The organism is Leisingera aquaemixtae (assembly GCF_019801145.1).
Taxonomy (GTDB): Bacteria; Pseudomonadota; Alphaproteobacteria; order Rhodobacterales; family Rhodobacteraceae; genus Leisingera; species Leisingera aquaemixtae_A.
Genome location: NZ_JAHVJQ010000003.1, coordinates 1 through 23,901, shown reverse-complemented (window position 1 = coordinate 23,901; position 23,901 = coordinate 1). Strand labels below are relative to the sequence as shown.

23 protein-coding genes and 2 pseudogenes are annotated in these 23,901 nt (G+C 59.6%); 13 read left to right on the top strand and 12 right to left on the bottom strand.

Annotation, left to right across the window (positions count from 1 at the left end; translation table 11 throughout):
* Nucleotides 1-7 precede the first annotated feature (7 nt).
* The 6 genes from KUW17_RS07555 (at nucleotide 8) to KUW17_RS07530 (ending at nucleotide 6,250) form a co-directional block, all read left to right on the top strand.
* Entirely contained in the window at nucleotides 8-886 is an 879-nt protein-coding gene (locus KUW17_RS07555) for a LysR family transcriptional regulator (protein ID WP_222477653.1), read from the top strand.
* Between the two features lie 624 nt (nucleotides 887-1,510).
* Nucleotides 1,511-2,002: an Lrp/AsnC family transcriptional regulator gene (locus KUW17_RS07550; RefSeq protein WP_222477651.1), complete on the top strand. Its 492-nt coding sequence runs from the start codon at nucleotides 1,511-1,513 to the stop codon at nucleotides 2,000-2,002.
* A 161-nt stretch (nucleotides 2,003-2,163) separates the two neighbouring features.
* Nucleotides 2,164-3,306 (top strand): glycine cleavage T C-terminal barrel domain-containing protein, encoded by a 1,143-nt coding sequence (locus tag KUW17_RS07545; RefSeq protein WP_222477649.1) that lies wholly within the window; start codon nucleotides 2,164-2,166, stop codon nucleotides 3,304-3,306.
* 32 nt (nucleotides 3,307-3,338) lie between these two features.
* Nucleotides 3,339-3,788: an OsmC family protein gene (locus KUW17_RS07540; protein ID WP_222477647.1), complete on the top strand. Its 450-nt coding sequence runs from the start codon at nucleotides 3,339-3,341 to the stop codon at nucleotides 3,786-3,788.
* A 22-nt stretch (nucleotides 3,789-3,810) separates the two neighbouring features.
* A complete protein-coding gene (locus KUW17_RS07535; RefSeq protein WP_222477645.1) occupies nucleotides 3,811-4,611 on the top strand; it encodes an enoyl-CoA hydratase in 801 nt (266 codons plus the stop codon).
* A gap of 4 nt (nucleotides 4,612-4,615) precedes the next feature.
* The gene (locus KUW17_RS07530; protein ID WP_222477643.1) at nucleotides 4,616-6,250 is read left to right on the top strand and encodes an acyl-CoA synthetase; all 1,635 of its coding nucleotides are present in this window, start codon (nucleotides 4,616-4,618) and stop codon (nucleotides 6,248-6,250) included.
* 302 nt (nucleotides 6,251-6,552) lie between these two features.
* Here KUW17_RS07530 and KUW17_RS23470 read toward each other — a convergent pair whose 3' ends face one another.
* The 4 genes and pseudogenes from KUW17_RS23470 to KUW17_RS07510 all read right to left on the bottom strand — a co-directional run.
* Nucleotides 6,553-6,783, bottom strand: coding sequence for a LysR family transcriptional regulator (locus tag KUW17_RS23470; protein ID WP_222477641.1), 231 nt, complete (start codon nucleotides 6,781-6,783; stop codon nucleotides 6,553-6,555).
* Nucleotides 6,784-6,955: 172 nt separating this feature from the next.
* Complete coding sequence (locus tag KUW17_RS07520; protein ID WP_222477639.1) at nucleotides 6,956-8,473, bottom strand: ATP-binding protein; 1,518 nt, start codon at nucleotides 8,471-8,473, stop codon at nucleotides 6,956-6,958.
* Complete coding sequence (locus KUW17_RS07515) at nucleotides 8,460-9,356, bottom strand: phosphate/phosphite/phosphonate ABC transporter substrate-binding protein (RefSeq protein ID WP_222477637.1); 897 nt, start codon at nucleotides 9,354-9,356, stop codon at nucleotides 8,460-8,462. The genes KUW17_RS07520 and KUW17_RS07515 overlap by 14 nt, the downstream gene beginning before the upstream one ends.
* A 499-nt stretch (nucleotides 9,357-9,855) precedes the next feature.
* Nucleotides 9,856-10,128 (bottom strand): annotated as a pseudogene (locus tag KUW17_RS07510) (transposase); the annotation flags it as partial.
* Nucleotides 10,129-10,390: 262 nt separating this feature from the next.
* On the opposite strand from KUW17_RS07510, the pseudogene KUW17_RS07505 reads away from it, so the two are divergent.
* The 5 genes and pseudogenes from KUW17_RS07505 to KUW17_RS07485 form a co-directional block, all read left to right on the top strand.
* Nucleotides 10,391-11,212: pseudogene (locus tag KUW17_RS07505) on the top strand (NAD(P)/FAD-dependent oxidoreductase); the annotation flags it as partial.
* Between the two features lie 68 nt (nucleotides 11,213-11,280).
* Entirely contained in the window at nucleotides 11,281-11,424 is a 144-nt protein-coding gene (locus KUW17_RS23310) for a hypothetical protein (protein ID WP_226429490.1), read from the top strand.
* Between the two features lie 138 nt (nucleotides 11,425-11,562).
* The gene (locus KUW17_RS07495; protein WP_315899390.1) at nucleotides 11,563-12,597 is read left to right on the top strand and encodes a zinc-binding dehydrogenase; all 1,035 of its coding nucleotides are present in this window, start codon (nucleotides 11,563-11,565) and stop codon (nucleotides 12,595-12,597) included.
* The gene (locus tag KUW17_RS07490; RefSeq protein WP_222477631.1) at nucleotides 12,594-13,712 is read left to right on the top strand and encodes a mandelate racemase/muconate lactonizing enzyme family protein; all 1,119 of its coding nucleotides are present in this window, start codon (nucleotides 12,594-12,596) and stop codon (nucleotides 13,710-13,712) included. Before KUW17_RS07495 ends, KUW17_RS07490 begins: the two co-directional genes overlap by 4 nt.
* Before the next feature lie 172 nt (nucleotides 13,713-13,884).
* Nucleotides 13,885-15,003 (top strand): mandelate racemase/muconate lactonizing enzyme family protein, encoded by a 1,119-nt coding sequence (locus KUW17_RS07485; protein ID WP_222477630.1) that lies wholly within the window; start codon nucleotides 13,885-13,887, stop codon nucleotides 15,001-15,003.
* A gap of 167 nt (nucleotides 15,004-15,170) precedes the next feature.
* Here the strand turns inward: KUW17_RS07485 and KUW17_RS07480 are convergent, their stop codons facing one another.
* Genes KUW17_RS07480 through KUW17_RS07470 form a run of 3 tightly spaced genes read right to left on the bottom strand, consistent with a single transcriptional unit; the run spans nucleotide 15,171 to nucleotide 17,983 of the window.
* Nucleotides 15,171-16,370, bottom strand: coding sequence for a Coenzyme F420 hydrogenase/dehydrogenase, beta subunit C-terminal domain (locus KUW17_RS07480; protein WP_222477628.1), 1,200 nt, complete (start codon nucleotides 16,368-16,370; stop codon nucleotides 15,171-15,173).
* An 18-nt stretch (nucleotides 16,371-16,388) separates the two neighbouring features.
* Nucleotides 16,389-17,144 (bottom strand): sulfotransferase family protein, encoded by a 756-nt coding sequence (locus KUW17_RS07475; RefSeq protein WP_222477626.1) that lies wholly within the window; start codon nucleotides 17,142-17,144, stop codon nucleotides 16,389-16,391.
* Between the two features lie 2 nt (nucleotides 17,145-17,146).
* Entirely contained in the window at nucleotides 17,147-17,983 is an 837-nt protein-coding gene (locus KUW17_RS07470; RefSeq protein WP_222477624.1) for a hypothetical protein, read from the bottom strand.
* Nucleotides 17,984-18,088: 105 nt separating this feature from the next.
* Here KUW17_RS07470 and KUW17_RS07465 point away from each other — a divergent pair, with 105 nt between their 5' ends.
* Nucleotides 18,089-19,003, top strand: a complete 915-nt coding sequence (locus KUW17_RS07465; protein WP_222477622.1) for a LysR family transcriptional regulator — start codon at nucleotides 18,089-18,091, stop codon at nucleotides 19,001-19,003.
* A gap of 334 nt (nucleotides 19,004-19,337) precedes the next feature.
* Complete coding sequence (locus KUW17_RS07460) at nucleotides 19,338-19,535, top strand: hypothetical protein (RefSeq protein ID WP_222477620.1); 198 nt, start codon at nucleotides 19,338-19,340, stop codon at nucleotides 19,533-19,535.
* 244 nt (nucleotides 19,536-19,779) lie between these two features.
* On the opposite strand, the gene KUW17_RS07455 is transcribed toward KUW17_RS07460, so the two are convergent.
* From KUW17_RS07455 to KUW17_RS07435, 5 genes are all read right to left on the bottom strand, one after another.
* Entirely contained in the window at nucleotides 19,780-20,349 is a 570-nt protein-coding gene (locus tag KUW17_RS07455) for a cytochrome P460 family protein (RefSeq protein ID WP_222477618.1), read from the bottom strand.
* An 82-nt stretch (nucleotides 20,350-20,431) separates the two neighbouring features.
* A complete protein-coding gene (locus KUW17_RS07450; protein ID WP_222477616.1) occupies nucleotides 20,432-21,505 on the bottom strand; it encodes a DUF4331 family protein in 1,074 nt (357 codons plus the stop codon).
* A gap of 41 nt (nucleotides 21,506-21,546) precedes the next feature.
* Entirely contained in the window at nucleotides 21,547-21,966 is a 420-nt protein-coding gene (msrB, locus tag KUW17_RS07445) for a peptide-methionine (R)-S-oxide reductase MsrB (protein ID WP_222477614.1), read from the bottom strand.
* Nucleotides 21,967-22,161: 195 nt separating this feature from the next.
* Nucleotides 22,162-23,073: a LysR family transcriptional regulator gene (locus KUW17_RS07440; RefSeq protein WP_222477612.1), complete on the bottom strand. Its 912-nt coding sequence runs from the start codon at nucleotides 23,071-23,073 to the stop codon at nucleotides 22,162-22,164.
* 79 nt (nucleotides 23,074-23,152) lie between these two features.
* Nucleotides 23,153-23,506 carry a hypothetical protein gene (locus KUW17_RS07435; protein ID WP_222477609.1) on the bottom strand — a complete coding sequence of 118 codons (354 nt, stop codon included), beginning with the start codon at nucleotides 23,504-23,506 and terminating at the stop codon, nucleotides 23,153-23,155.
* Between the last annotated feature and the right edge of the window lie 395 nt (nucleotides 23,507-23,901).

Here is a 23,901-nt window from a genome sequence, read left to right as displayed (position 1 = left end):
ATGAAATATGATCAATGACCTTCGCGCCATGGCCATTTTCGCTACTGTCGCTGAAACCGGCAGTTTCTCGGCTGCGGGCCGACGGCTGCGGCTGGCCACTTCGGGGATCAGCCAGCATGTGACCAAGCTGGAGGACCGGCTCGGTGTCACGCTGTTCTACCGGTCTACCCGCTCGCTTTCGCTGACCAGTGAGGGCAAGAGGCTTCTTGAGCACACGCAGCGCATGGTTTCAGCTGCTGAAGACGGGTTGAACAGCGTCGTTGACATCAGCAATGAGCCAGCCGGAGCACTTACTATAACCCTGCCTGCCTTTATGGCAGGCAGCAGTTACGAACGGGCCATCTGGGATTTCGCGTTTCAGCACCGGGCGGTGGCACTTACCGTCCGCTACCTTGACCGCAATTTTGACCTGGTGGCCGAAGGGATTGATCTGGCCTTGCGTGTGGGGGACTTGCCCGATTCCAATCTGCGCACGCGCCGTTTAGGCAGCGCAGGCAGAAAGCTCGTTTGCGCACCGTCCTATCTGGCAACCCTTTCGGGCGTGACAACGCCGGATGATCTGAAAACCGCAGATTTTGTAGCCATGGAAGGTCTGATTGATCAGGTTGTCCTCACAAAGGGCGAAGACCAAAGAACATTGCACACCAATCGGGGCCGCGTGGTTGTCGATAGCTTTGCCGCCTTGCGGTCTGCGCTTTGCGCAGGTTTGGGGATCCAAAGACTGCCTGCCTTGGTGGCAGATCCAGAGCTGGAAAACGGAACCCTTGCTGAAGTGCTCCCTGACTGGTCAATTCCGGATCTAGGCACCTATGGCGTCTGGCCCGGCACCAGCCGGCGGCGTTCTCTTTCGCGCCTCTTGATCGACCACATTGTTGCATGGACCTAGAAAAATTGTGGAGGCGCTCCTGCAGCAAGGATAGCAAACCTGCCATTGATGCAGCGCGCGACATCTTGCAAAATGGGCTCGCAGCCGACCTCGGATGCGGCGCAGCATCCGCCTTGAACCAAGCCAGCGGTTCGTAAAGGACGGCCCTATGCTGCCTTTCACACCCGTGCTGGTCGCTGCGGTGCGGCTTCACCGAAGCAGCCCCTCATGCGCTATGCGGTATCGGCACGGCCGTCAAAGGTCGGTCAGCCGGACAAAGTGCAACTTCACTGCAAGCAGCCTCAATGGCGGCACATTGCGCATTTGTCTGCGGAGTTCCGCAGCAAGGGCGGTTTCCGGGCCTTCATTGCATCTTTTGGTGGCAGGCCAAATTCGGTTAAGCCGACATTCTGAATAGTTAGCCGCAGAGCCCCCCGGAATTCTTATGCCGGGATCTGACCATGACGCAGCGGCTGTTGGTTGTTTTCGGTTTCACGCAGTACGCTCTTTTGTAGAATTCTCCAGAGGACAGTCGGCCAGTCGCCCGCGCGCCAAACCAGCCTCACTGGAGCAAGATGTTGCTTCCAGGTTTGCGTTGGTGATTGTATTGGACCGCCAAACCCTTGCTTTGAAAGGCTCTGATGCATGGACAAGTTAAGCCTCGATGCGACCGATATCCGCATCCTCAGTGCAGTCCAGAAACACGGCCAGCTAAGCAAAACCAAGCTGGCGGAGATCGTTAACTTATCGCCAACTCCGTGCTGGGCCCGGCTTGCGAAATTGAAGGCAGCCGGGTTCATACGCGGCTACCACGCCGACATTGCCCTCGACCGGGTCTGTGATTTCACGCAGGTCATCGTGACGGTCTCGCTCACACACCACCGCAAGTCTGATTTTGAACGCTTCGAGGGCCATATCCGGAAGCTGGAAGAGGTCACCGAATGCATCGCCACAGGCGGTGGCATGGATTACGTCCTGAAGATATTCACTCCAAGCCTAGCCGCCTTTCAGGAATTGATGGAAACCCTGCTGGCGGCCGAACTGGGGATTGACCGCTACATGACCTATATCGTGACGCGCCGCGTCAAATCCGCCCAGCCGAACCTCTCCGGGCTGGCGGCAGGGTCGGGCAAATGACGGACGCCGCCTGAACGGTCTGTCGGCCTGCCTGACATCAGTCCGTTCGGTCTGTCCGCAGCTTGATTTCAGTCCGCTCCCGGCCCGCCTGTGCGGGTAATCCTTCACCCAGTTCAAACAGTCCGCGGCTGACCGGGCCGCCGGTGCAAAGGGTGAAAGACATGACGCAATCAAACGGTTTCGGGTTCGGCACACAGATCCGCAAATCCCCCTATTTCGACGCCACTGTCCGCTGGGGCGCCATGGGGTTCTCGGTGTACAACCACATGTACATCCCGCGCGATTTCGGCAATCCGGAGCAAAACTTCTGGAACCTGGTGAACGACGCGATCCTGTGCGACGTCGCAGTGGAACGCCAAGTGGAGATCACCGGTCCTGACGCCGCGAAATTCGTGCAGATGCTGACCCCTCGCGACCTGTCCAAGATGGCCGTTGGCCAGTGCAAATACGTACTGATCACCAATGCCGATGGCGGCATCCTGAACGACCCGATCCTGCTGCGTCTGGCGGAAAACCACTTTTGGATCTCGTTGGCCGACAGCGATATCCTGCTGTGGGCGCAGGGCGTAGCGGTGCATTCCGGCTTGGATGTCTCCATCTGCGAACCAGATGTGTCGCCGCTGCAGCTGCAAGGCCCGAAGTCCGGCGAGATTATGCGCGCGTTGTTCGGCGACAGCATCCTGGACCTGAAATACTACTGGCTGCGCGAGGTTGATCTTGACGGCATCCCGCTGATCGTGTCGCGCACCGGCTGGTCGAGCGAGCTGGGTTATGAACTGTACCTGCGTGACAGCAGCCAGGGCGACGCATTGTGGGAGCGGATCATGGCTGCAGGCATGAAATTCGGCCTGAAGCCCGGCCATACCTCCTCGATCCGGCGCATCGAGGGCGGCATGCTGTCCTATCACGCCGACGCCGATATCAGCACCAACCCGTTTGAGCTGGGGTTCGACCGGCTGGTGAACCTGGACGTGGAAGCTGATTTCATCGGCAAGGCTGCACTGCGCCGCATCAAGGAGCAAGGTGTCAGCCGCAAGCAGGTCGGGCTGGTCATCGAAGGGGCGCCACTCACTGGACCGAACACCACTTTCTGGCCTGTCAGCAAGGATGGATCCGCCATCGGCAAGGTGACCTCCGCTGTCTATTCGCCGCGCCTGAAACAGAACATCGCCCTGGCGATGGTTGCTGCAGAGGACGCCGTCATCGGATCTGCGGTTGAGGTCATGACCGGCTCCGGCCAGGCCCGCGCCACCGTCGTGGAGCGGCCATTCTTCGACCCGAAAAAGACCCTCGCCGCTGCCTGACGCAGACAGAGTTCACGAACAGGGATTCCGCGATGTCCGATCTTTCCATCCAGCTGCATTGGCAGCGGGCCGAACCCGTATTGCAAACCGGCCGTTACTCGAACGCCCACACGGTGCTCTACAACAACAGCTATGATGTCCAAGTGGACTCCGCCCCCGACTGGGGCGGAGATCCGGGCAACACCAACCCGGAACAGGCGCTGGCCTCGGCCCTGTCCAGCTGCCACATGATGACCTTCCTGGCTCTGGCGGCCAAGGCCGGCTGGCCGGTGGCCACTTACCACGACTATGCGGAGGCGCATCTCGGCAAGAACCCCAAGGGCCAGATGTCGGTGACGCGCATTGATCTGCACCCGGTGGTGCGCTTCGACACCGGCTTCTCCGTCAGTCCCAAGGAGCTGGAGGAGATGCAGGACCGCGCACACCGCTATTGCTTTATTGCCAATACGCTTGCCGACAGCGTCGAGATCAACATCCGATGAGCCCCGGAAAAGGAGATGCCCTGTGCAACAGCAAGACATTTTGCTGCGTGACCTGGATGACGATGGCATCCTGCGCATGACCCTGAACGATGCCGGGCGGCGCAATGCGCTGTCCGAGGCGATGCTGGAAACCCTGGCCAACGCCCTTGCTGTAGCAGGGGAAGACCCGCAGGTACGTGTCATCATCCTGGCCGCAAACGGTCCGGCATTTTGCGCGGGGCATGATCTGAAGGAAATGACCGCCGGACGCGCAGCCACGGACGGCGGGCGGGTCTATTTTGCTAAGGTGATGGCGATGTGCTCTGCCACCATGCAAGCCATTGTGAACTGTCCCAAACCAGTGATTGCCGAGGTCACCGGAATCGCCACCGCGGCGGGCTGCCAACTGGTGGCCAGCTGTGACCTCGCCCTTGCCGAGGACACCGCGCAGTTCAGCACGCCGGGGGTGCATATCGGCCTGTTCTGTTCGACGCCGATGGTGGCACTGTCACGCAATGTCTCCTGCAAGCACGCCATGGAAATGCTGCTAACCGGCGACATGACCCCGGCCCGGCGGGCAGAAGAGATCGGCCTGATCAACCGGGCCGTCCCGCCTGCGGAGCTGCAGAACGCCACGATGGAAATGGCCCGCAAAATCGCCTCCAAGTCGGTGATGACCCTGGCCACCGGCAAGCGCGCCTTTTACGCCCAGCGGGAAATGCCCCTGGCCGACGCCTATACCTATGCTTCCGGGGTGATGGTCGACAACATGCTCGCCCGCGATGCCGAAGAGGGCATCGGCGCCTTCCTCGAAAAACGCACTCCCCAATGGCAGGATCACTAAGGTCATGACGGAAAACCCGTACAACACCGGTCTGGACCGCACTCCCGCGAACTATCAGCCGCTGACGCCGCTGACCTTCCTGGAACGCGCCGCCAGCGTCTTTCCGGACCGCACTGCGATCGTGCATGGTGCCTTGCGGCGCAGCTATGCAGAGTTCTATTCGCGCTCGCGGCGGCTTGCGTCGGCTCTTGCCAAGAACGGCATCACCCGCGGCGATACAGTTTCGGTGCTGCTGCCCAATACCCCGGCGATGCTGGAATGCCATTACGGTGTGCCGATGTGCGGCGCGGTGCTGCATTCGATCAACACAAGGCTGGATGCCGCGGTGATCGCGTTCCAGCTCGACCACGCGATGTCGAAACTGGTGATCGTCGACCGGGAATTCATGCCGCTGATGCAGGAGGCGCTGGCGCTTGCCACGACGTCGCCGGTTCTGATCCAGTATGATGACCCAGAGTATGACGGTGTGCCGACAGATGCGGAGGCCGCCGACTACGAGGTGTTTCTGACCCGCGGCAACCCGGATTTCGCCTGGCTGATGCCGGAGGACGAATGGGATGCGATCTCGATCAACTACACCTCCGGCACCACCGGCGACCCCAAAGGCGTGGTTTCGCACCACCGGGGCGCCTATCTGCTGGCGCAGGGCAATGCGCTGACCACCTCGATGCAGAAGCACGCGGTCTATCTCTGGACCCTGCCGATGTTCCACTGCAACGGCTGGTGCTTCCCCTGGACGCTGTCCGCCATCGCAGGAACCCATGTGTGCTTGCGGCAGGTGCGGGCAGAACCAATCTGGAACGCCCTGGCGGACGAGGGCGTGACCCACCTGTGCGGCGCCCCCATCGTGATGTCGCTGCTGATCTCGGCACCCGCAGAAGCCAAGCGTAAACTTTCCCAGCCGGTGCAGTTCTTTACTGCCGCCGCGCCGCCGCCGGAAAGCCTGCTGGCGGACATGAAGGCCGCAGGCTTTGAGGTGACCCACCTTTATGGGCTGACGGAAACCTACGGTCCTGCGGTGGTCAATGACTGGCACCACAGCTGGTCGGATCTGCCGCCTGCCGAACAGGCCGCACTGAAGGCGCGCCAGGGCGTGCGCTACCTGCCGCTGGAACAGCTGGATGTGCTGGACCCGGAGACGATGCGGCCGGTGCCGCGCGACGGCCAGACCATGGGCGAGGTAATGTTCCGCGGGAACGTCGTGATGAAGGGCTATTTCCGCAATCCCAAGGCCACCAAGGAAGCCTTTGCCGGCGGCTGGTTCCACTCCGGCGATCTGGGTGTCATGCACCCTGACGGCTACATCCAGCTCAAGGACAGGTCGAAAGACATCATTATCTCGGGCGGCGAGAACATCTCCTCGATCGAGGTCGAGGAAGCACTGTACTGCCACCCGGCTGTTGCGGTGGCTGCCGTGGTGGCAATGCCGCACGAAAAATGGGGCGAAACCCCCTGTGCTTTTGTTGAGTTGGCCAAGGGGCAGAAAGCCGATGCGGAAACCCTGCGCAGCTGGTGCCGCGACCGTCTAGCGCCCTACAAGGTTCCTGGCAGGTTCGTCTTTACGGAGGTTCCCAGAACCTCGACTGGGAAGATCCAGAAATTTGCCCTGCGTGAGCAGGCACAGGAAATCGCGTCCTGACCAGGGGCGCAGCACTTCAGCCTGCGGGGGGCCCTGCCTTGGCGCTTTGCAGGCTGAAGTGCTGCTCCTGATGTCCTCAAGGCAGCTATAGGTGTTTCACAATACAGAGAACGTCCGAAATGACGGACGGCGGTGTAGCATTGGGTAGAAGCATAAGCGGCGGTTAAGAGACGACACCACTTCGGCCAATGGCGGCTTTACAAGGTTCCGACCCATTCATGTCTCGCGCAGCATTCGGTAATTTGGGCTCAAAGACGACCAAGTGGGCCACTCCGATCATTATGTGTTCGGCCTAAGACTATTCAAAACCGATTGCGTGACAGCGGCTGTATGTGGCGACCCACCCAGGTCCGGCGGCAGCAAATGGAACACGTGGCCGCGTAACGCCGGACAGCATCATAGCCGCCGTTATAGACGAGGTTGGAGACCGTCGGCTGCGACACGCCAAGCTCTCTTGCCGCTAGGGTGAAGCTGCCATGCCTGGCCGCTGCCTCCAAGGCCTGCAGCTGCTTGAAGCTGATCTTTACTTTCATGACTGCCTCTACCTGCCGCATGGCCTTCCTAGGGACAATGGCAAACGCAATCCAAGTGACACATGACCCGCAGCGACCGGGTTCGCCGGTCAGCTCAGTTCAGCTTTTGGTTTCTCCCCGCCCCTGCAATGCCGCCCAGCCAGGCCAAGGCCTCCAGCCTTGCACACCGCAGTTACCCCGTCACCAAATCTTCAGCGGTTGCAAGGGCGCATGTGAAGGTGAACGTGGACCCCTTCCCGAGCACGGACTGGACCTCAATACCGCCCCCCATCAGATGCGCGAGACGGGAAGCGATCGCCAGACCCAGCCCGGTACCGCCGAAATCCCGGGAGGCGGTACTGTTAACCTGGGAAAACGCAGTGAAGATCTTCTCGAGACTGTCTTCGGGAATGCCCACCCCGGTGTCTGTCACGGCGATCCGCAGCTTCGCCATGCCGCCAGCAGCCCGGCCGGTGACTTTGACTGTCACCGATCCCGCCTCAGTGAATTTCAGTGCATTGCCGACAAGGTTCACAATGATCTGACGGATCCGCCCTTCATCTCCCTGAATATTCTTCGGCGCCTCGGGATCGTATTCCAGCCGCAGCGCAACCCGGCTTTCCGCCGGATTGGGGGCCAGCATACGGACCACCCCGCTCAGAAGCTCCTCCAGGTCAAGCGGCGCAGTCCGCAGCTCCAGCTTCCCGGCCTCTACCTTGGAGAAATCGAGTATCCCGTTGATGATGTCCAGCAGGGCTTCGCCGGATTCAGAGATCGTCCTGGCATAAAGCGCCTGCTCCTCGTCCAGGCTGGTTTCCTCCAGCAGCGAGGCCATGCCTAGCACCGCGTTCATCGGGGTCCTGATTTCATGGCTCATTGTCGCAAGAAACTCGGACTTCGCCTTGTTGCCCGCTTCCGCCGCTTGTGTCCTTTCCTTTACCTTTTGCTCCAGCGAGTTTGCCAGCTCTTTGAGCTCGGCATTGCTATGATCCAAGTGGTTCAGAACGTCGGTGAAAGCATCTGCCAAGCGGCCGACTTCATCGTGGCCGCACTCAGGGATTTTCCGCATGGCGCTGCCCAGACGGATACTGGTGGCAAAGTCCGTCAGCCGCTTGATCGGCCGGGTTATCCAGCTCGCCATGATAACAGCTGCTATTGAGGCAAGTCCGGCACAGACACCGGCCAATAGCAGGGTCAGCCGGATGTGCTTCATCCATTCAGCATCAAGACGCGCGGTGGAAAATTCCAGCACCACATACCCCAACCGACGGTCTGCCGTCGCCTGTACCGGGCCGGCAACTTGGATCACGCCGTCCTGCAGCCGGGTGACCCATTCAGCGCGTTCCCTGGCCTGCCGCAGATAGGGTTCGTTGAACTCCTTGCCCCGCAGCGGGTTTTCATCGGTTCCATCGGTCAGAACACGCGTGCCCGCATCCAGGATCATCACCCGCAAGGCACCCTCTCCGGCCAGAACTGAGCCCACTTGCTGGCGCATCAGTTTGACATTCAGCTCATACAGCGGTTCCAGAACCGCTTCGCCCAGGGTCTTTGCCAGCACCGTTGCATGGCGTTCGAACGCAGCAACAGAAGCCTGGTGGGCCAAGGTTATCGAAATGGCCGAAACCGCCCCAGCAACCGCAAAGACGATCAGAACCGTGTAGACCACCAGTTTTGTCCTGAGGCCCGGCATACGCAACTCAATTGCCGCCAATCAGGGCTGTCACCGGCTTTTCAAATTCTTCCAGCATGTCCAGCGTTTGATCCGGTATGGCATCGAATTTCGTGGTTCTTTCAAAATTTTCCAGAATCCAGCGGCCTTCATCGTTCTGATCCATGCTGATCAGCACGGCCTGCACCGCCGCGGTGAACTCATCGGATGTCCCAGGAGACAAACTGACCACATGCCGCGGGATATTTTCCGTTTGGACAAGCACATCAAGGCTCCCGATATCATCTCCGGCGCGTTTTTTCAGCCCGTTCAGCGACATGGCGCCAGCATCAACCAGCCCGCGCAGCACCCATTCGATGGTGTTTTCGTCATCCCCGGAAAACACATAGCCCGTGGCCTCCGCAGGCCGCGCCGCCCGCGGGCCGCTCATCGCGGCGAGCTGAACACCTTGCGTTGCAATCGTGTGGCGCGGCAGGATGTAGCCGCTGGAGGAGAAGGCCTCTTCAAAGGCGATGACCCTGCCCTTTAGATCTTCCAGCGACTGGATGCCGCTGTCCCGGCGGACAAAGACGACAGACCGGTATTCGGCGACACCCTTTTTCCATCTTCGCGCCACCAAACGGCTGCCGCATTTTGCCCTGACCGCGAGCGAGACAAGTGGGCTATCAACAAAGATATCGACCTCACCATTGCTCAGCAGTTCCGCCATATGGGCAATGTTCCGGGCAATTCTGACTTCTCCCGCCGTGACCCCTTCATTCTGAAGCTGCGTTGCCAAATATTTGGCAAAGGGCAGGAAAACGCGGGTTTCCTTGACCGTCTCGTCACTGATTGTGCCGATGACGAGGCTACGGGCCCCGGCGGTATGACCGAAAAGCAGGCTGAGGCAAAGACAGGCTAAGGGGACTGCATTCTTGAGGTTCACGGGGCTATTCCTCTCATTTTCTGCAGACAGCGCGGGGCAAGGAACTGAATACCGCAAACTGCGCAGCCAGGAAGGCAAAAGATAAAATTCTCAATTTGTCTCATAGGGACACCCAAGCACAGAGGTTACACTGCGCAGGCAAAGCATTCCTTAATTTTTTCCACTAGCGGATTTTCCAGCTGCACTGACCGAAAAAAAACGCCGTCCAGTCAGCACGCGGGCCCGTCAGAGGTAGCCGGGAATACTGCGCCCTGACCGCTCCAGCAGCCAGCGAGCCACTTGCTTGGCTAGCCCCCAGCTTCAGCTCCTCGCCTGCCCCCACCTGCACCCCGCGCAGATCGTTGTTGGAACCGAACTCGATATTGCTTTCTGAGAAACGGTAGGCGTTGTTTCCAAGCGGCTGGAGTTCCCGGCAAAATCGATCAGCAAACGGTTGAAGATTAGCTTGGCGTAACGCCGTGCTGAAAGAAACCGCGACCGTAGGTCCGCTTTTTTCAAAGCGCAGCAGGTCCGGAACGGTGCCGCTTTCGTTCAAAACACCCTTGATCTGTTCCCAGAGCCGGAACTGGCGGTAGACACTTGACCACTTGCCGAACTCCTTAGTCAGATCGCGCCAAGAGACGCCGGTGCAGGCGATCCTGAAAATTCCATCGAGAACAAGGCGGTGTTTGGTGGGCTTGCGTTCGTACGGGGCTCGGACAGATAGGATTAACCGTTCAAAGAACACCCACTCCTCGTCCGGCATCAAATTTCGTGCCGAGCTGGTCTCCATCGCAGATACCAGCTTGAATCACGCTCAGCGGGTAGTGTGAATCCCTTTTATCAACACATCCTACGTAACGTGCGGCCTTCCGCAACTGAGGGGTCAACTCGTCCAAATCTGACGCAAGCAACCGCAAAACAGAGACTGGTGCATTTGTGTAGTTCATGCTCATCCACAGCATGTACATATGTGCTATTTGATGCTAACTTTGGTACATGTGTGGCAGCGCGAAGTCCATCGAAATCCATGTCTCTCGAATAGGAAAATTGCGATGTCCAAAAAAAGAACTGCCAAGGTCATCATTGTCGGCGGTGACGTTTTGGGCTGCGGCCAGGCCAATCAATTGGGTCACGAAGGCTGGGGCGAAGAAACGGTGCTGTCGGAAAAGGCGGAGCTCACCTCAGGCTCCGCGTCGCACGGTTATGGCTCTTTCCGTCTGGCTTATACAGAAGACGAAATGGACTGGCTGCGCCACACCTTGTCTGTTGGCCGCGCGCTTGGCTTCAATATCGAACTAGTCGGTCTGGAATTCATCGCCGAGAAACACCCTTACTATAACCTCGAAGGCGTCATTGGCGCTCTGTACACTCCAGACGACGGCCTCGTTGCCTCCTCCAACGTGACAATGGCGATGGCCACTGGCGCCCGACAGAAGGGAGTGAAACTCTTCCGCCAATGCCGCGCGACGAACATCACCCAGAACGACGCCGGTGAGTGGGTTGTTGAAACCGAGCAAGGCACCGTCATCTGCGAGCACTTCGTCTACGCCGGCGGCACCTATGCCCGCCAGATGGTCGAATGGACCGATCTGCAACTGCAGATGACCTCGATGACCCACCACTATTTCGTCACCGAGGACGTGCCCGAATTCAAGGATCTAGACACTGAACTGGCGGTGATCCGCGACGACAAGTTGGCCTCGGGCCACATCCGCATGGTGCAAAAGAAGGGGCGGATCGGGATCTACGAGAAAGAGAACTCGAACTCCGTCTGGCACAATGAATGTCCCTGGGAATATGAAAACTGGCTGTTCGAGGCTGATTACGACCGCGTCATGCCCTGGCTAGAAAACTCCTTCGAACGCATGCCGATCTTGCCGACTGTGCAACCGCGTCGGTCGCCTACGGTCACTCCGTCGGCAAGATCCTCGCATTTGCCTTCGTGAAACTGCACGTGAATGTGCTGGGTAAGGAGGTTGAGATCATCGCCGCAGGTGAGCCGCGCAAGGGCCGTATCCTGGGTGAGCCGGCCTATGATCCGAAATCGGAGCGCCCGCGCACCGACGCCGTTCACCAGTCGGCCTGATCCGCAAGAAGGAGCGGCGATGCTGCCGCTCCTTAACGCCGATAGAAAGACATATCAAAGAAAACCAGGGAGGCCGGGATGATCCCGCAAACGATGAAAGCAGTTGTGTTGACAGGCCACGGCGGGCTTGACAAGCTGGTGTACACAGAAGTGCCGACGCCGCAGCCCGCAAAGGGCGAAGTTCTGATCAAGGTCGGCGCCTGCGGGCTGAACAACACAGATATCAACACGCGTACCGCCTGGTATTCCAAGTCTGTCGATGCCGAACTGGGCAACGGCAGAACGGACGGCTTTGAGGAAGCGGATGCCGGTGACGGCACCTGGGGCAGCGGATCCCTGAACTTTCCGGTCATTCAGGGCGCGGATGTTGCTGGTGAAATCGTTGGCGTCGGGGAAGGCGTAGAAGCCGCGCGGATCGGTGAGCGGGTCATGATCGACCCTTGGCTGCTAGGCCATAGTGACTGGCTCAACACGGAAAACTCCGGCTACTTCGGATCCGAAGCCGATGGCGGCTTTGCCGAATATACCATAGTGCGTGCGGCCAACGCAGTTCCTGTCAACAGCACACTCAGCGATGCGGAACTGGCCACCTTCCCCTGCGCCTACACCACCGCCGAGAACCTTGTGCAGCGCACCGCGCCGCGCCCTGGCGAGACCGTGGTGATCACCGGCGCATCGGGCGGCGTCGGCTCCGCCGCCATTCAGCTGTGTAGGCTGCGGGGCTGCAAGGTGATCGCGGTGGCCAGCCCAGCCAAGGCGGCGCTGCTACTGGAACTGGGTGCTGCCATCGTCATCGACCGCAACACGCCCGATTTGGAAGCTGCAATCCGTAAGGCTGCCGCTGGGCCGGTGGATATCGCTCTCGATGTGGTGGGTGCGCCGATGTTCATGCCGCTGATCAACGCACTGCGCCAGGGCGGCCGCTATTCAACCTCCGGCTGCATTGCCGGGCAAATGGCGGAATTCGACCTGCGCCAGTTGGTTTACAAGGACCTGCAGCTGACCGGCGCCACGATCTGCCCGCCCGGCACCATGCAGCGCGTCGTCGGCATGATCGAGACCGGCGCCCTGAAGCCGCTTCTGGCGGAAACATATCCGCTGCGCGATCTGGCTGCTGCGCAACAGGCCTTCATGACTAAATCGCACGTCGGAAACATCGTGGTGACACCATGAAAATAACACGCATTCGAGTATTCAAGACTCCGCTGCCATATGTCGGCGGCTCCTATGGCTGGGGGGCGGGCTACGCCATAACCACCTCGATGTCGTCGGTGGTTGTGATTGATACTGACGCAGGGCTGCAAGGCTGCGGCGAGTTTGCCCCTTGCGGCGAAAACTACATGGTTGCCCATTCTGAAGGGGTGGAGGCGTTTTCCCGCCTAGCCGCGCCGCGCCTGCTCGGGGAAGACCCGCGCCAGCTGCGCCGGATCGAACGGCTGATGGATAAAACCGTGCAGGGCCATGGCTATGCCAAGGCTCCTTTTGATGCGGCTTGCTGGGACATTCTTGGGCAATCCACCAACCAACCGGTGTGGATGCTGATGGGGGGCAAGCTCACCGATGGCGCGCCGATGTACCGGGTTGTGCCGCAAAAACCTGTGCTGGAAGAAACCATTGCCGAGATGGAGCTGCATCGCGCAGCGGGCTACCGGCAGTTTCAGATCAAAGTGGGCGGCGACTGGGTCACCGACATCGACCGCATCCGCGAAGGCGTGCCGCTGCTGAAACCGGGTGAGAAGGCAATGGCCGATGCGAACCAGGGCTGGCGTGTCGACAATGCCATCCGTGTGGCACGCGCGACCCGCGATCTGGACTTTATCCTGGAGCAACCCTGTCACAGCTATGACGAATGCCAGCAGGTGCGCCGTGTAGCGGAACAGCCGATGAAGCTGGACGAATGCGTGACCGGCATCGAAATGGCCCGCCGCATCGTGAATGACCGCGGGGCTGAGGTCTGCTGCCTGAAGATCTCCAACCTTGGCGGCCTGTCCAAAGCCCGCCGGGTGCGTGATTTCCTGATCGACCATGGCATACCGGTGGTTTCCGAAGATACCTGGGGAGGTCAGATCACGACCTCGGCGGTGGCGCATTTCGCTGCCTCCACGCCAGAGGAAATGCTGATCAACTCGACGGATCTGATGAATTACAACACGCGCAACACCGGGATCGGCGGACCGGCTGTGCGTGATGGCAAGCTCTATGCCTCTGACACTCCGGGGCTGGGCGTGACGCCGGACTTTGATAATCTCGGGGCGCCGGTTTTCGAGCTTGCGGGGCAGTCGGCATGACTGTCAGCAAATCAGAAGCCGCAGGATTCACACCGCAGCTTCCGGCCTGCAGAACAGCGTTAGTAGCGTGCCTCTCTGAAATGACGCTGAGCAAGGTGCAACCCCATTGGAGGCGGTCGGTAGAAACCGCCGCCGCGGACAATCCTCAAATGCCGGCAGAGGAGACAGCAACATGAAAATCTCGCGCATTACCGTCTACCAGCTCGACTTGCCCCTCACCAAGCCCTACTGGCTGTCCGGCGGGCGGCTGAAATTCGAAAAGCTCGATTCCACCTTCGTGCGCATCGACACCGATGAAGGTATTACCGGCTGGGGCGAAGGCTGCCCGTGGGGCCATACCTATCTGCCGGCGCATGGGCCCGGCATCCGGGCGGGTCTGGAAACGCTGGCCCCGTTTCTGATCGGCGAGGACCCCCGCAGCCTTGGGCACATAAACCGGCTGATGGATTTACAACTGCCAGGCCACCCTTACGTGAAATCCCCGGTCGACATGGCCTGCTGGGACATTCTGGGGCAGGCCAGCGGAATGCCGCTGTGGCAGCTGATGGGCGGAGCCCAAGCCGCGCCGGTTCATGTCAATAGCTCTATCTCCACCGGCACACCCGATGAAATGGTCGCTCTTATCCTCGAAGCGCGCGCCGCCGGGTACCGCACCCATTCAGCAAAGCTAGGCGGGTCCGACCCGCAAACCGATATCGAACGGATCGAGGCGATTACTTCGGCTCTGCTGCCTTCTGAATTCGTGACTTATGACATCAACCGGGCCTGGCTGCCGGGCGTGGCATTGCAGGTTCTGAACACCGTGTCGGATGCCCGCAGCTGGATCGAACAGCCCTGCGAAACGCTGGAACAATGCGCCTATGTCGCCCAAAATGTGCGCCAGCCTGTTCTGCTGGACGAATGTCTGCACACATTCGACGATCATCTGCGCGCCTGGAAAACAGATGCCTGCGCGGGGCTGAAGGTCAAACCCAACCGGCTTGGCGGGCTGACAAAATCCCTGCAGGTGCGCGATTTCGCCGTATCCGTCGGCTGGAAGATGCATATCGAGGATCTGGGCGGATCCGCCCTGGCTGACACCGCGGCGGTCCACCTGGCCAGCAGCACCCCGCCTGAGCATCACATGGACAGCTGGCTATGCCACTATCATCTGGGGGTCGATCCGGTCCCGGGCCAGGGCGCGCGCAACATCGGGGGCAAAGCCACGCCACCCGATACGCCTGGGCTGGGCGTTACTCCCGACACCGGCATCTTCGGCAAGCCCGTCGCCACATATGAAATCCGCGCCTGATAGGAACCGCGCACAGCACCAGAAGAAGCCACCGACGAAGATCGTACGCATCACTGCCTGGGAAGTCCCGCTGAACGATCTATTCGGACCAAGGCGGACCTTAACACATGCTGCTGTCCGGCGTACGCCAATTTCATCGCAAGTCAAACCCTTTGGGCTGGGCCATACTACGGAAGTTCTTCATGGAACTTGCCACCGCGGACACGCTGCAGGGTTCCCATCTCCTCCTGGGCATCGTGGGTGTCGAGAGTTTCCAGCCTTAGACCTTCATGCTCATATACCGGGGAGCCTGCGGCGGCCATGCCTCTGAGCCGCGCGGCCAAGGCGTGTTTCTTGCGGACCTGATGCGGCTGAAAGGCGTCGAACTGGCGGGGGGTGATGTCTGCGCCGGCGATCAGGCTCCCTGCTTCGCTCGCGGCACGGAAGAGCTGTTCGCCGGCCGCTGTCCGTGTGATCACCCCGTTGAAGCCGTCGTCATCGCCATCAGGGCTGGCATCCGGCCATATATCCGCGGCTGCTACATCCGCGGCTTCCCCCAAGGCATCGGGACAGATCTTGCAGCGGGTCTGGATGCGCCAGCCGCTTTCATCCGCCCACATCTCGCCATAGGTTTTCTGGAAGGCGCGGCCGTCGTGCGTTTCGATCCGTGTCGGCCCGGGGTTGCCGTGGCCCCGGTAGCGGAACAGTGCGACGTCCGTTTCGGACAGCTTATATTCATCGAGCACGGCTTGCGACTTGCCCAGATCCGATGCGCCGCCGCAAACCATGACGAGAACGGCCACGAGGTTGCGGGCCAGCCGCTGATCGGATTTAGCAACTTCGCGCAGCGCGCCGGCATCGCAGGGTTTAGCAATAACGGCAAAAGGCTCGTCGCGGTCAAGCGCCGCTTGCAGCCCGGCCAGCGTGTCGCTTGGGCCATAGCGCGATCCTGCGCGCTGCAAGAGCTGGCCGGGCGTGCCGCTGAGGCACCAGACCGATCGTATCGGCGCTTGCGGGTCGGCGGCGCAATGCAGGATGAAACGTGCCTCGCCGGACCGAAGCAGGTGCGCGGCAAGCGCGGTCAGGACCCCGCCCGTCGCCGCCCGGAACCGGGTGTCCGGATCGCCGGCCCAGGCCTCCTGCATCCGGTGGTAGCCGCCCCAGACTGCGTCCCCGAGCGGGGCGGTTTCGCCGTTGGGACGGGCAACGGCCCCCGGGCAGGCCTTTAGTATTGCGGCATCGGACCCCGGGCCGATCCGGGAAGGGCGCAGGCGGCCTTGCGGCGTGTAGGCCATTTTCCAGCATTCCGGCGCCAGCGCCTCGCACAGCCCGCAGCCGATGCATAGGCCGGCTTCGACGACTTCTTTCACTGAACCGGGCTGCCGCATCCTCCAAATACTCCTGCTTTAACCTGTGGATGGCAGCACACGCAGGCGGTGCTTGTACAGGTGTTCGTAGTGCGGCCTCATCCGGCGGTGCACCCGGCGGACCCGTTCCGGCGAGTCCTGCAGGTCGATGTATTTGCGTTTCTGAGGTGTTAGCCCGGTTGATTTGGCCAGGTTCGCATGAAAGGACCCGCCGTCCCACCAGCTGTGGGCGGAAGGGTCGCCCCCCGCTTCCCAGCTCAGCGCCTCTTGAATGAAGGGGATGCCAACTGCATCGCAGAAGGCCCGTGTCATCTCCTCCGGGCATTCCAGTAGATCGTCACTGTCGACAACCGGCGGGGTTGTGCCATTCAGCGCCGTCAGCAGATCGAACAGGGCCCGCTGCTCGGGAAATCCCACTTCCAGCTCATCAAAGTCGGGCCACTTGTGGTGCATCGATGTGATGGTTTTGGCCGGATCGCGGATCAGAAAAGCATGGGTAAAATGCGACAGGAACTCCGCGTCCCACATGTGATTGATGTAATGCGGAAAGTCCTTGAGGAAGACCGGACCTTTACGCGCCCGCTCCCGGATATCATCCCACACACTGTCCAGTGTCAGACCGGGCGTTGTCTTTTCGCCTTCCCTGAACCGCGGCCACAGAGGGTCCTCGCCCTGATACCAGGCTTCGCCAAAAGGTTCGTGCAGGCAGTCCAGATCCCCGCGCTGCCGCATCATCCATTCGAAGGCGGTGGAGATGGAGCGGGGAATGGCCCAGAGGGCAACGATCTTGTGCATGGTCAGTCTTTCAGTGAGGAGAGCAAGCTGCCCTGTTCGGTTTCCGGCGCAATGCCGAGGGTTTTGAAAATCCGCCAGTAGAGAGCAATGTCATGGCCGATGACCGGTTTCCCCAAGCGCTCTTCCAGCGCAGCGGCATAGTGGACCGGGCGCTGCGCAATCCCGTCCGAGGGGCGGCGGTAATTGCTCATCCCGTTGATCAGGTAGGCGTCGGCACTGGGCGCCTGTTCGGCTGTATAATCGAAGGACTTCCAGATCAGCTCTTCGTCGAAACACCAGATGCAGTCGTCGACCTCCTGCTGCGAGGCGAACCAGCCCTGATCGTAGAAGTTCCCGGCCCAGATCACGTCGAATCCGGCTTCTTTCAGGAAACTGACGGTACCCTGATACCAGCTGGCAGGATGGTAGCAGGCATTCAGCGCCACCTTCTCGACATTGCTTGCACGCAGGGCTTCGACAATTGCGTAGCCGGCCATGTGAAACGGGGTCTCGTATTTATCGCTCAACATTTCGCAGTGCTGGCGGATCCCTTCGACCCCAAGGCCGGAGGCATGCACCCAATTCGACCCCACCTGGCCGCAAACATCGGCACCATTGTTCGCCATGCATTCCAGAAAATCCTCAAGCATGCCGAAGTTCCGTTTCCGCTGGTCCAGCCGGTGCGCATAATCTGGCACATGCAGCATCCAGCCGTGGGCGCCGACACTGCGCGGCGCCATGCGGAGGAAGTCCGAGGGGGCTGCATCGAAGTCATGCGGCGGGCAGGTAAAGCCCACCTGGTGCGGGAAGAGCTTTACCTTGGGGTCCGCCCATTTACGTGGTTTTTCGTAGTCGTCCATGCTGCAATCTGCCGGTCGGTTAAGGTGTCTTTCACACAGGAGATTCCCTAGGATTCCCGCGGATTTCCATTGCTTTTGCGTCCATGGCGACATATCGAAACTGATATGCCGGAACGGAAATACTCTCTCCCCTCCTTCAACGCGCTGGCTGCATTCGAAGCGGCGGCCCGCCTTCAGGGGTTTGCCCGCGCGGCGGAGGAGCTCAACACGTCACAGCCCGCCATAAGCCGCCATATCCGCAATCTCGAAATCCGCTTCGGCACCCTGCTATTTGACCGCGGAAGCTCACCCATCCGCCTCACAAGAAAGGGGCAGCAATTCTATGCTGGGATGGTACAGAGCCTCGACATGCTGCAGGATTCGGTCCGCAGCCTAGCGCGGACCGGGAAACTGGTCACCCTGGTCTGTTCGCATTCGGTTTCACATCTTTTGCTGATGCCGCGCCACGGCCAGTTGCGAAAAGCTCTGGGTCCGGAGGTTGAGCTGCGCCTGCTGACCGCAGAATACAACCTCACCCGGTCGGCAATAGATACTGGAGCTGATATCGTGTTCGAGTACTCATCACTCCCTCCGGCGGAAGAGCACGTCGTGGTTTGCGAGGAGGAAGTCAAACCGGTCGGCACGCTTGAACTGGTCGAGCAGGCGAAAGAAGCGCTCGAAAGTTCCAGTGCCCCTCCGCCGCTGCTGGAATTGAGCAAGGACAATTTCGGCTGGATGACTTGGCGGGACTGGCAACGGGCACATCCTGACTTTTCTGGCTGGAAGATCAGAGAGGAGTTCGACAGCTACGTCTATCTGCTGGAGGCCGCTGCGGCCGGCGCCGGCCTGGGACTGGGCTGGCGCAGCTTTGCCGATTCCTATCTTGCTAGGGGGTCCTTGGTTGAAATGCCCGTGGATTGGCACTCAAGAAACACCCGACTCTATGCAAAGCTTACCCGGTTCGGTCGGGGCAACCCGTCCGCTCAACGCTGCCTCGAGCTGCTTGAATATATGGCCGCTGGCATAGGCCCGAAAGAGTGAAGGAAAACATTGCTGCGAGCAGTACCAGGTCTTTTGCGCCACCGGCAGCGTACCAGTTTTCTTCTGATAGCGCCCGTACGAAATCTGCCAAGGACTTATTGCGCGCTCTGGGCGCCATCTACTTGTTCCGGGATGGTCCGCTGGCGCCGGTCGCACCGGTGGGTGATTCAGCGACTGTCCTGCTGCTTTGTCTGCTGGCGATCGGTTCCTATGTTCGGGATTTTCGCGGTGGGCTGGGCGACCGGCCGGTGCCAGCACTAGCCCTGAGAGTGTCGCTGCAGCCCGGCGAAGCCTGCGTTCTGCAATCGCCGAGGATGGCGGCGCGCTGCAGGACATGTCGGTCACCAAACTTGGGCGTACTTTCTTGGTGACGGTCTATTACAATCCCGGCCGCCCGGTCTCGGCGGCAGAAATCAACAGTCTGAATTTGCGAATGATCCAGGATGCGCGCAAGGCGCTGATCGGGGCGGATGTGTTGCTGGTGATTACCGAACATCCCAGGCGCTGGCCCGAAGCGCTGAACCCATTTTGAATGGTTCGATTCCGGTAAATTGGCCTCACAGCTAACCTCGTTACCACGCAACATCTGCGCAATGGCGGCAAAATCCACCGAAAAGACGGCCCTTTCCTGCCGCTCGACCAGCAAGCGATACGCTGCATCGCGGCCTGCCAAACCTGACGTTGGTGCGTAGCGCAGCGTTTTCTTGCGGGGCAGATAGCCTCACTGGAGCCATCCGGGCTATCGGAGAAATCGTAACATTTGGCGGCTTTGGAGATTACTCCGTCGACTTGCGCTGAAGCCCGATGTGATGATCCGCGAAAATGAACTGCTGATCGGCGGCAAGCGCCTCATGGCATGAGGAGCACTGTTCCCTTGGCAGCAGCGACGCGGTCCGCTCATATGGTTCGCTGTGATGGCCGAAGTTGAAGTAGCCGAGGTGACCAGTCTCTGCGGGGAACCGTTCGGTATCCTTTATCAGCATCGCAAGGCCGGTGTAGTGGCTTTCCACAAGCACTTCATCCGGTGCGGCGTCCTGTGTTGCGGTGAATTCCTTGACGATCTGCGTGCCATCCGGCCAGATTCCGGTTTCCATGTAGACGGCAAACGACTGAGGCTCGACATAAGTGTCGATATACTCGCTTGCTGCGATGGGCTGTCCGTCGATTATGTTCACCTCTCCCTTCGGCAGCAGCGTGGTGCCAACGTTGACCCATTGCCGGTAGTTTTGCGGCAGGTTGACGGTTCCATCAGCGTTAAACGGAACGGGCAGTTTTGCCGGATCTTCGGCACTGGCCGCAGCAGTGCCGCATGCCAGCAGAATGGCTGACCAAACAAGGATCTTCATGGATTTCCCTCCAGGTGCCGCCTGCCTCTGGCCAGCACCAACAGAGCGGCCTGGAGGCAAGGCAGTCACGGATTTGGTTAAATCAGTTCACAGGGACGATGTACGGAAACTGATCCGTATAGCGCTTGGCATCGTCGGCGTTATCGTCAATTGCAACTCCGGTCATGAGATGCAGAACCGTGTTCATCGCGTCATCCTGCAGCGCCCGCCCGTTCAGGCCGTCCACCGCATAGCTTGCCTTGGTGCCCGGGTTATAGGTCAGCACGTCGGGCATGATCATATCGGCAACCTTGCCCGCGTACTCCACCGGATTTCCCTCGACCGCCTGTGACGCGGAGACCGCCCAGAAGACATTGTTCACAATGGCCTGGCGGCGTTCCTCTACATCAAGGTCCGGGCGGTGCTGGCCGTGATCCTCCTGAACGGCGGGAGTGTCAGCCAGGAACACATAGGGGAACAGCACATTGGCGTGCCGGTCGACCTGGCTCCATTCGTCCTTGTAGGGCACGGCTGTGGTGGTGAAGACTTTGACTTCGTCGCCTAGCAGAGTGTTGGGGACGTCCACGACGATGAAACTGGCGGTTGCTCCGATGAACAGATCACCGTCTTCCTGGAAGATTTCCGGGGCAAAGTTGCCTGCCTGCTTGGCCGCGTTGAATTTGGCCAGGCCAACGCCATTGCCAAAGAACGGCTCCTCTCCGCGCCCGGTCCACACCCGGATTCCATCCGGCAACTCCAGGGTGTCGCCAACCTTGCCGCTGCCCAGCGGCTCTCCTGCCTCTCCTACGGCGGCATTGGGGGCACCCGCTCTGCTGACCTCGACATTCTCTCCTTCAAAGGAAAACACCAGAGTCATACCGGATTGGAAGTCTCCATCCTGGGCAATGTGGAGATTATAGAGCCCCTCATTGCCAAAGATGACGCCTGCTGGCGATGTGTTCGTGCCCGGCAGGCTGGGATTGGCCGAGGAGATAAAGGATGTGAACCCGTCGTTGCTGGACTGAAACACATAGGTGTCATTGAGGTCATAGGCCGGATACTGGTCCTGCAGCCCTGAAATGAAGTGCCCTGATGCTTGCAATGCACTGGACAGGCTGACGGCTGCCACAGCGGCCGCCGCAAAGCTCAAGGCGGCCTTTTCTGATTTGGTCTTCATTCTTTCGTTCTCCCATTTGTAATTTACATTCCGGGCTCCGCCTAAGCCTCTGACGTAAACAGGCGCGCGAACTCCCCGCAGCCTTCCGCCTGAAGGTCTTCCTGTGGCACAAAGCGGAGTGCCGAAGACTTGATGCAGTAGCTCAGCCCGGCCGGTTCCGGCCCGTCCAGAAACAGATACCCGAGATGCGTGCCGGACGTCCGGCACCGCAGTTGGATACGGATCATGCCGCCTGAGCGCTCCGTCGTTTCCCCGATTTCCTCACCCGCAATCGTCTCAAAGAAACAAGGCCATCCGTTGCCGGACCTGAACTTGTGAACCGATGCGAACAACGGGATGCCGCTGGCCGTATCAACATAGAGACCGGCTTCCCAGTGATCCCAGAAGGCGTTTTGAAACGCTGCTTCCGGCGTGATGCACGAACCGGCTGCGCCAGGCCTATTGGCAGATTTCCGGGGCAACTGATCTACCTCCGCGGCTTATCCATCCTTTTCGGTTCAGGTTACTGCTGAAGCAGAGCTTTTCTGCCGCCTGCTGAACCGTAGCCAAAGGCAACGCCGCGCGGAAATATTCAGTTGTTCTTATTCAATAGGCACTGCTTATGGCAGCCCGGCGAAAGGGGCACAGCAGTCCAATCGGCGCTGAGCCTTGCCTTGTTAGGCCGCAGGCCCTTTCTGCTGTTCAGAGTCGTAGACCGGCCAGTCATGCGCACGTGCCAATTCCGCAAGCAGTTTCAGTGCAGGCGGCTGTTCAGATTGCTGCGCCGTGGCAAAGGCAACCTTTCGCGACAAGGCCGGGTCCACAATCGGCCTGTGGTCCAACTCGGGCCGCAACAGCGAATACCGCGGAATGCAGCAGACGCCGACACCATTGCGGACCATCCCCTGGATCCAGTCTTCGCGCTGGCTGCGAAAAGCAACTTCGAGCTCGAGATCAAGGTCCTTGTAGTACTCAAGGACCTCTTCCCGGAACTCGCAGTGAAGCCGCTCCACATACTGCTGCTTGGCTATGTCGCGCAGGGAAACCGCATCCATCTGCGAAAAGGCGTGGCCTTCCGGAAAGGCAATGACCAAAGGCTCTTCGAACAGTTCGACATAGCTGAGCTGCGGATGCGGCGGCCCATGACGCGCGCAAAAGGCGCCGTCCAGCACACCGGTCAGCAAGAGATCGGAAATTGCGTCAGGTGCGACATCATGCAGGACAATTGACACCAGAGGGTGCGCGACATGAAACGCATTCAGCATCGGCGCCAGGACACCAGGCCCGATCGTACACATCAGCCCGATGTTGAGTTCAGCGATTTCGCCTGCGTTCACGGCCTTTGCAGTTGCCCGAACCAAATGCCGCGTACGGTCAATTTGCTCGAAATGCGCCCTCAGTGACTTGCCCAAATCGGTGAGAGCGTTTTCCCGCCCGTCCCTGCGTATCAGCTCGCCGCCAAGCTCAGTTTCCAGGCGCTTGATCGCCTGAGTCAGCGCGGGCTGGGAGACAAAACACTGCTCCGCCGCCCGCGTGAAATTGAGAGTGTCTGCGAGCGCAAGGAAGTATCGTATCTGGTTGAAGTCCACTTAGACGCATATTCCTTAGAGTTTACAGGGCAAGCGTGAAGCATATACCGTTTAAAGACAAGCTGGCCGGACAGCGTGCTCAAGGAGCAAGGTCCAGAGCCCCAATTTCCGCGGTGCAGTGAACCATTAGGTATGACAGGTCACAGCCAGTATGACCGGCCCCATCCGGACCTTTGCCATCGATGCGGATGCTGCGACGCGGCCCTTCAAAGGAGAAGTTCGCTGCAACTGCAAAATAGTGTCCGCGGCAAGGTCGGCACAGCGGGGCAAAGTGAATTTTCACTGCAAGCTGCCTTAATGGTGACAATCTGCGCATTTTGTCTGCGGCAATCCGCAGCGAGGGCGGAAAGTGTGAATTCGCAGCAGCTGCGAGATAATCTCTCCCGATCTGTGATAAGCGGTCACAAATAGTCGAGATGACAAAGTCTGCCATTCTGTTGATCCCCTTTTTCGCCCAGGATTGAGGCGGTGAAGGTTGAGTGGAACAGGATCCTGTCAGTAGTGCCGACCCGGTTGTACGCACGAAGCTGGCTATTTATGAAACACCATGCATTCGGCGGGAAGCGGCAGGTTGATCAGTGCAACAACGGTGAGTGTTTCGCATTGCCCGCTACATTAGAGGGCTGAAAAAGTGAAGCTTGGAAGGTGAAGAGAACCATTACTCAAAGCTGACATGTAGGAAATCAGGCCAGGCTGTTCGGTCTGCGTCGTAGGCTGGAAACTGAAGGCTATAATGCCTGCAAGGCGGTACTGCGGTAGGGCGCGTCAATCGAAGTTGATGTTTTTCGCGCTTCTCTGCAGTCGGCAGCTTTCTAAAATTCTTCACAT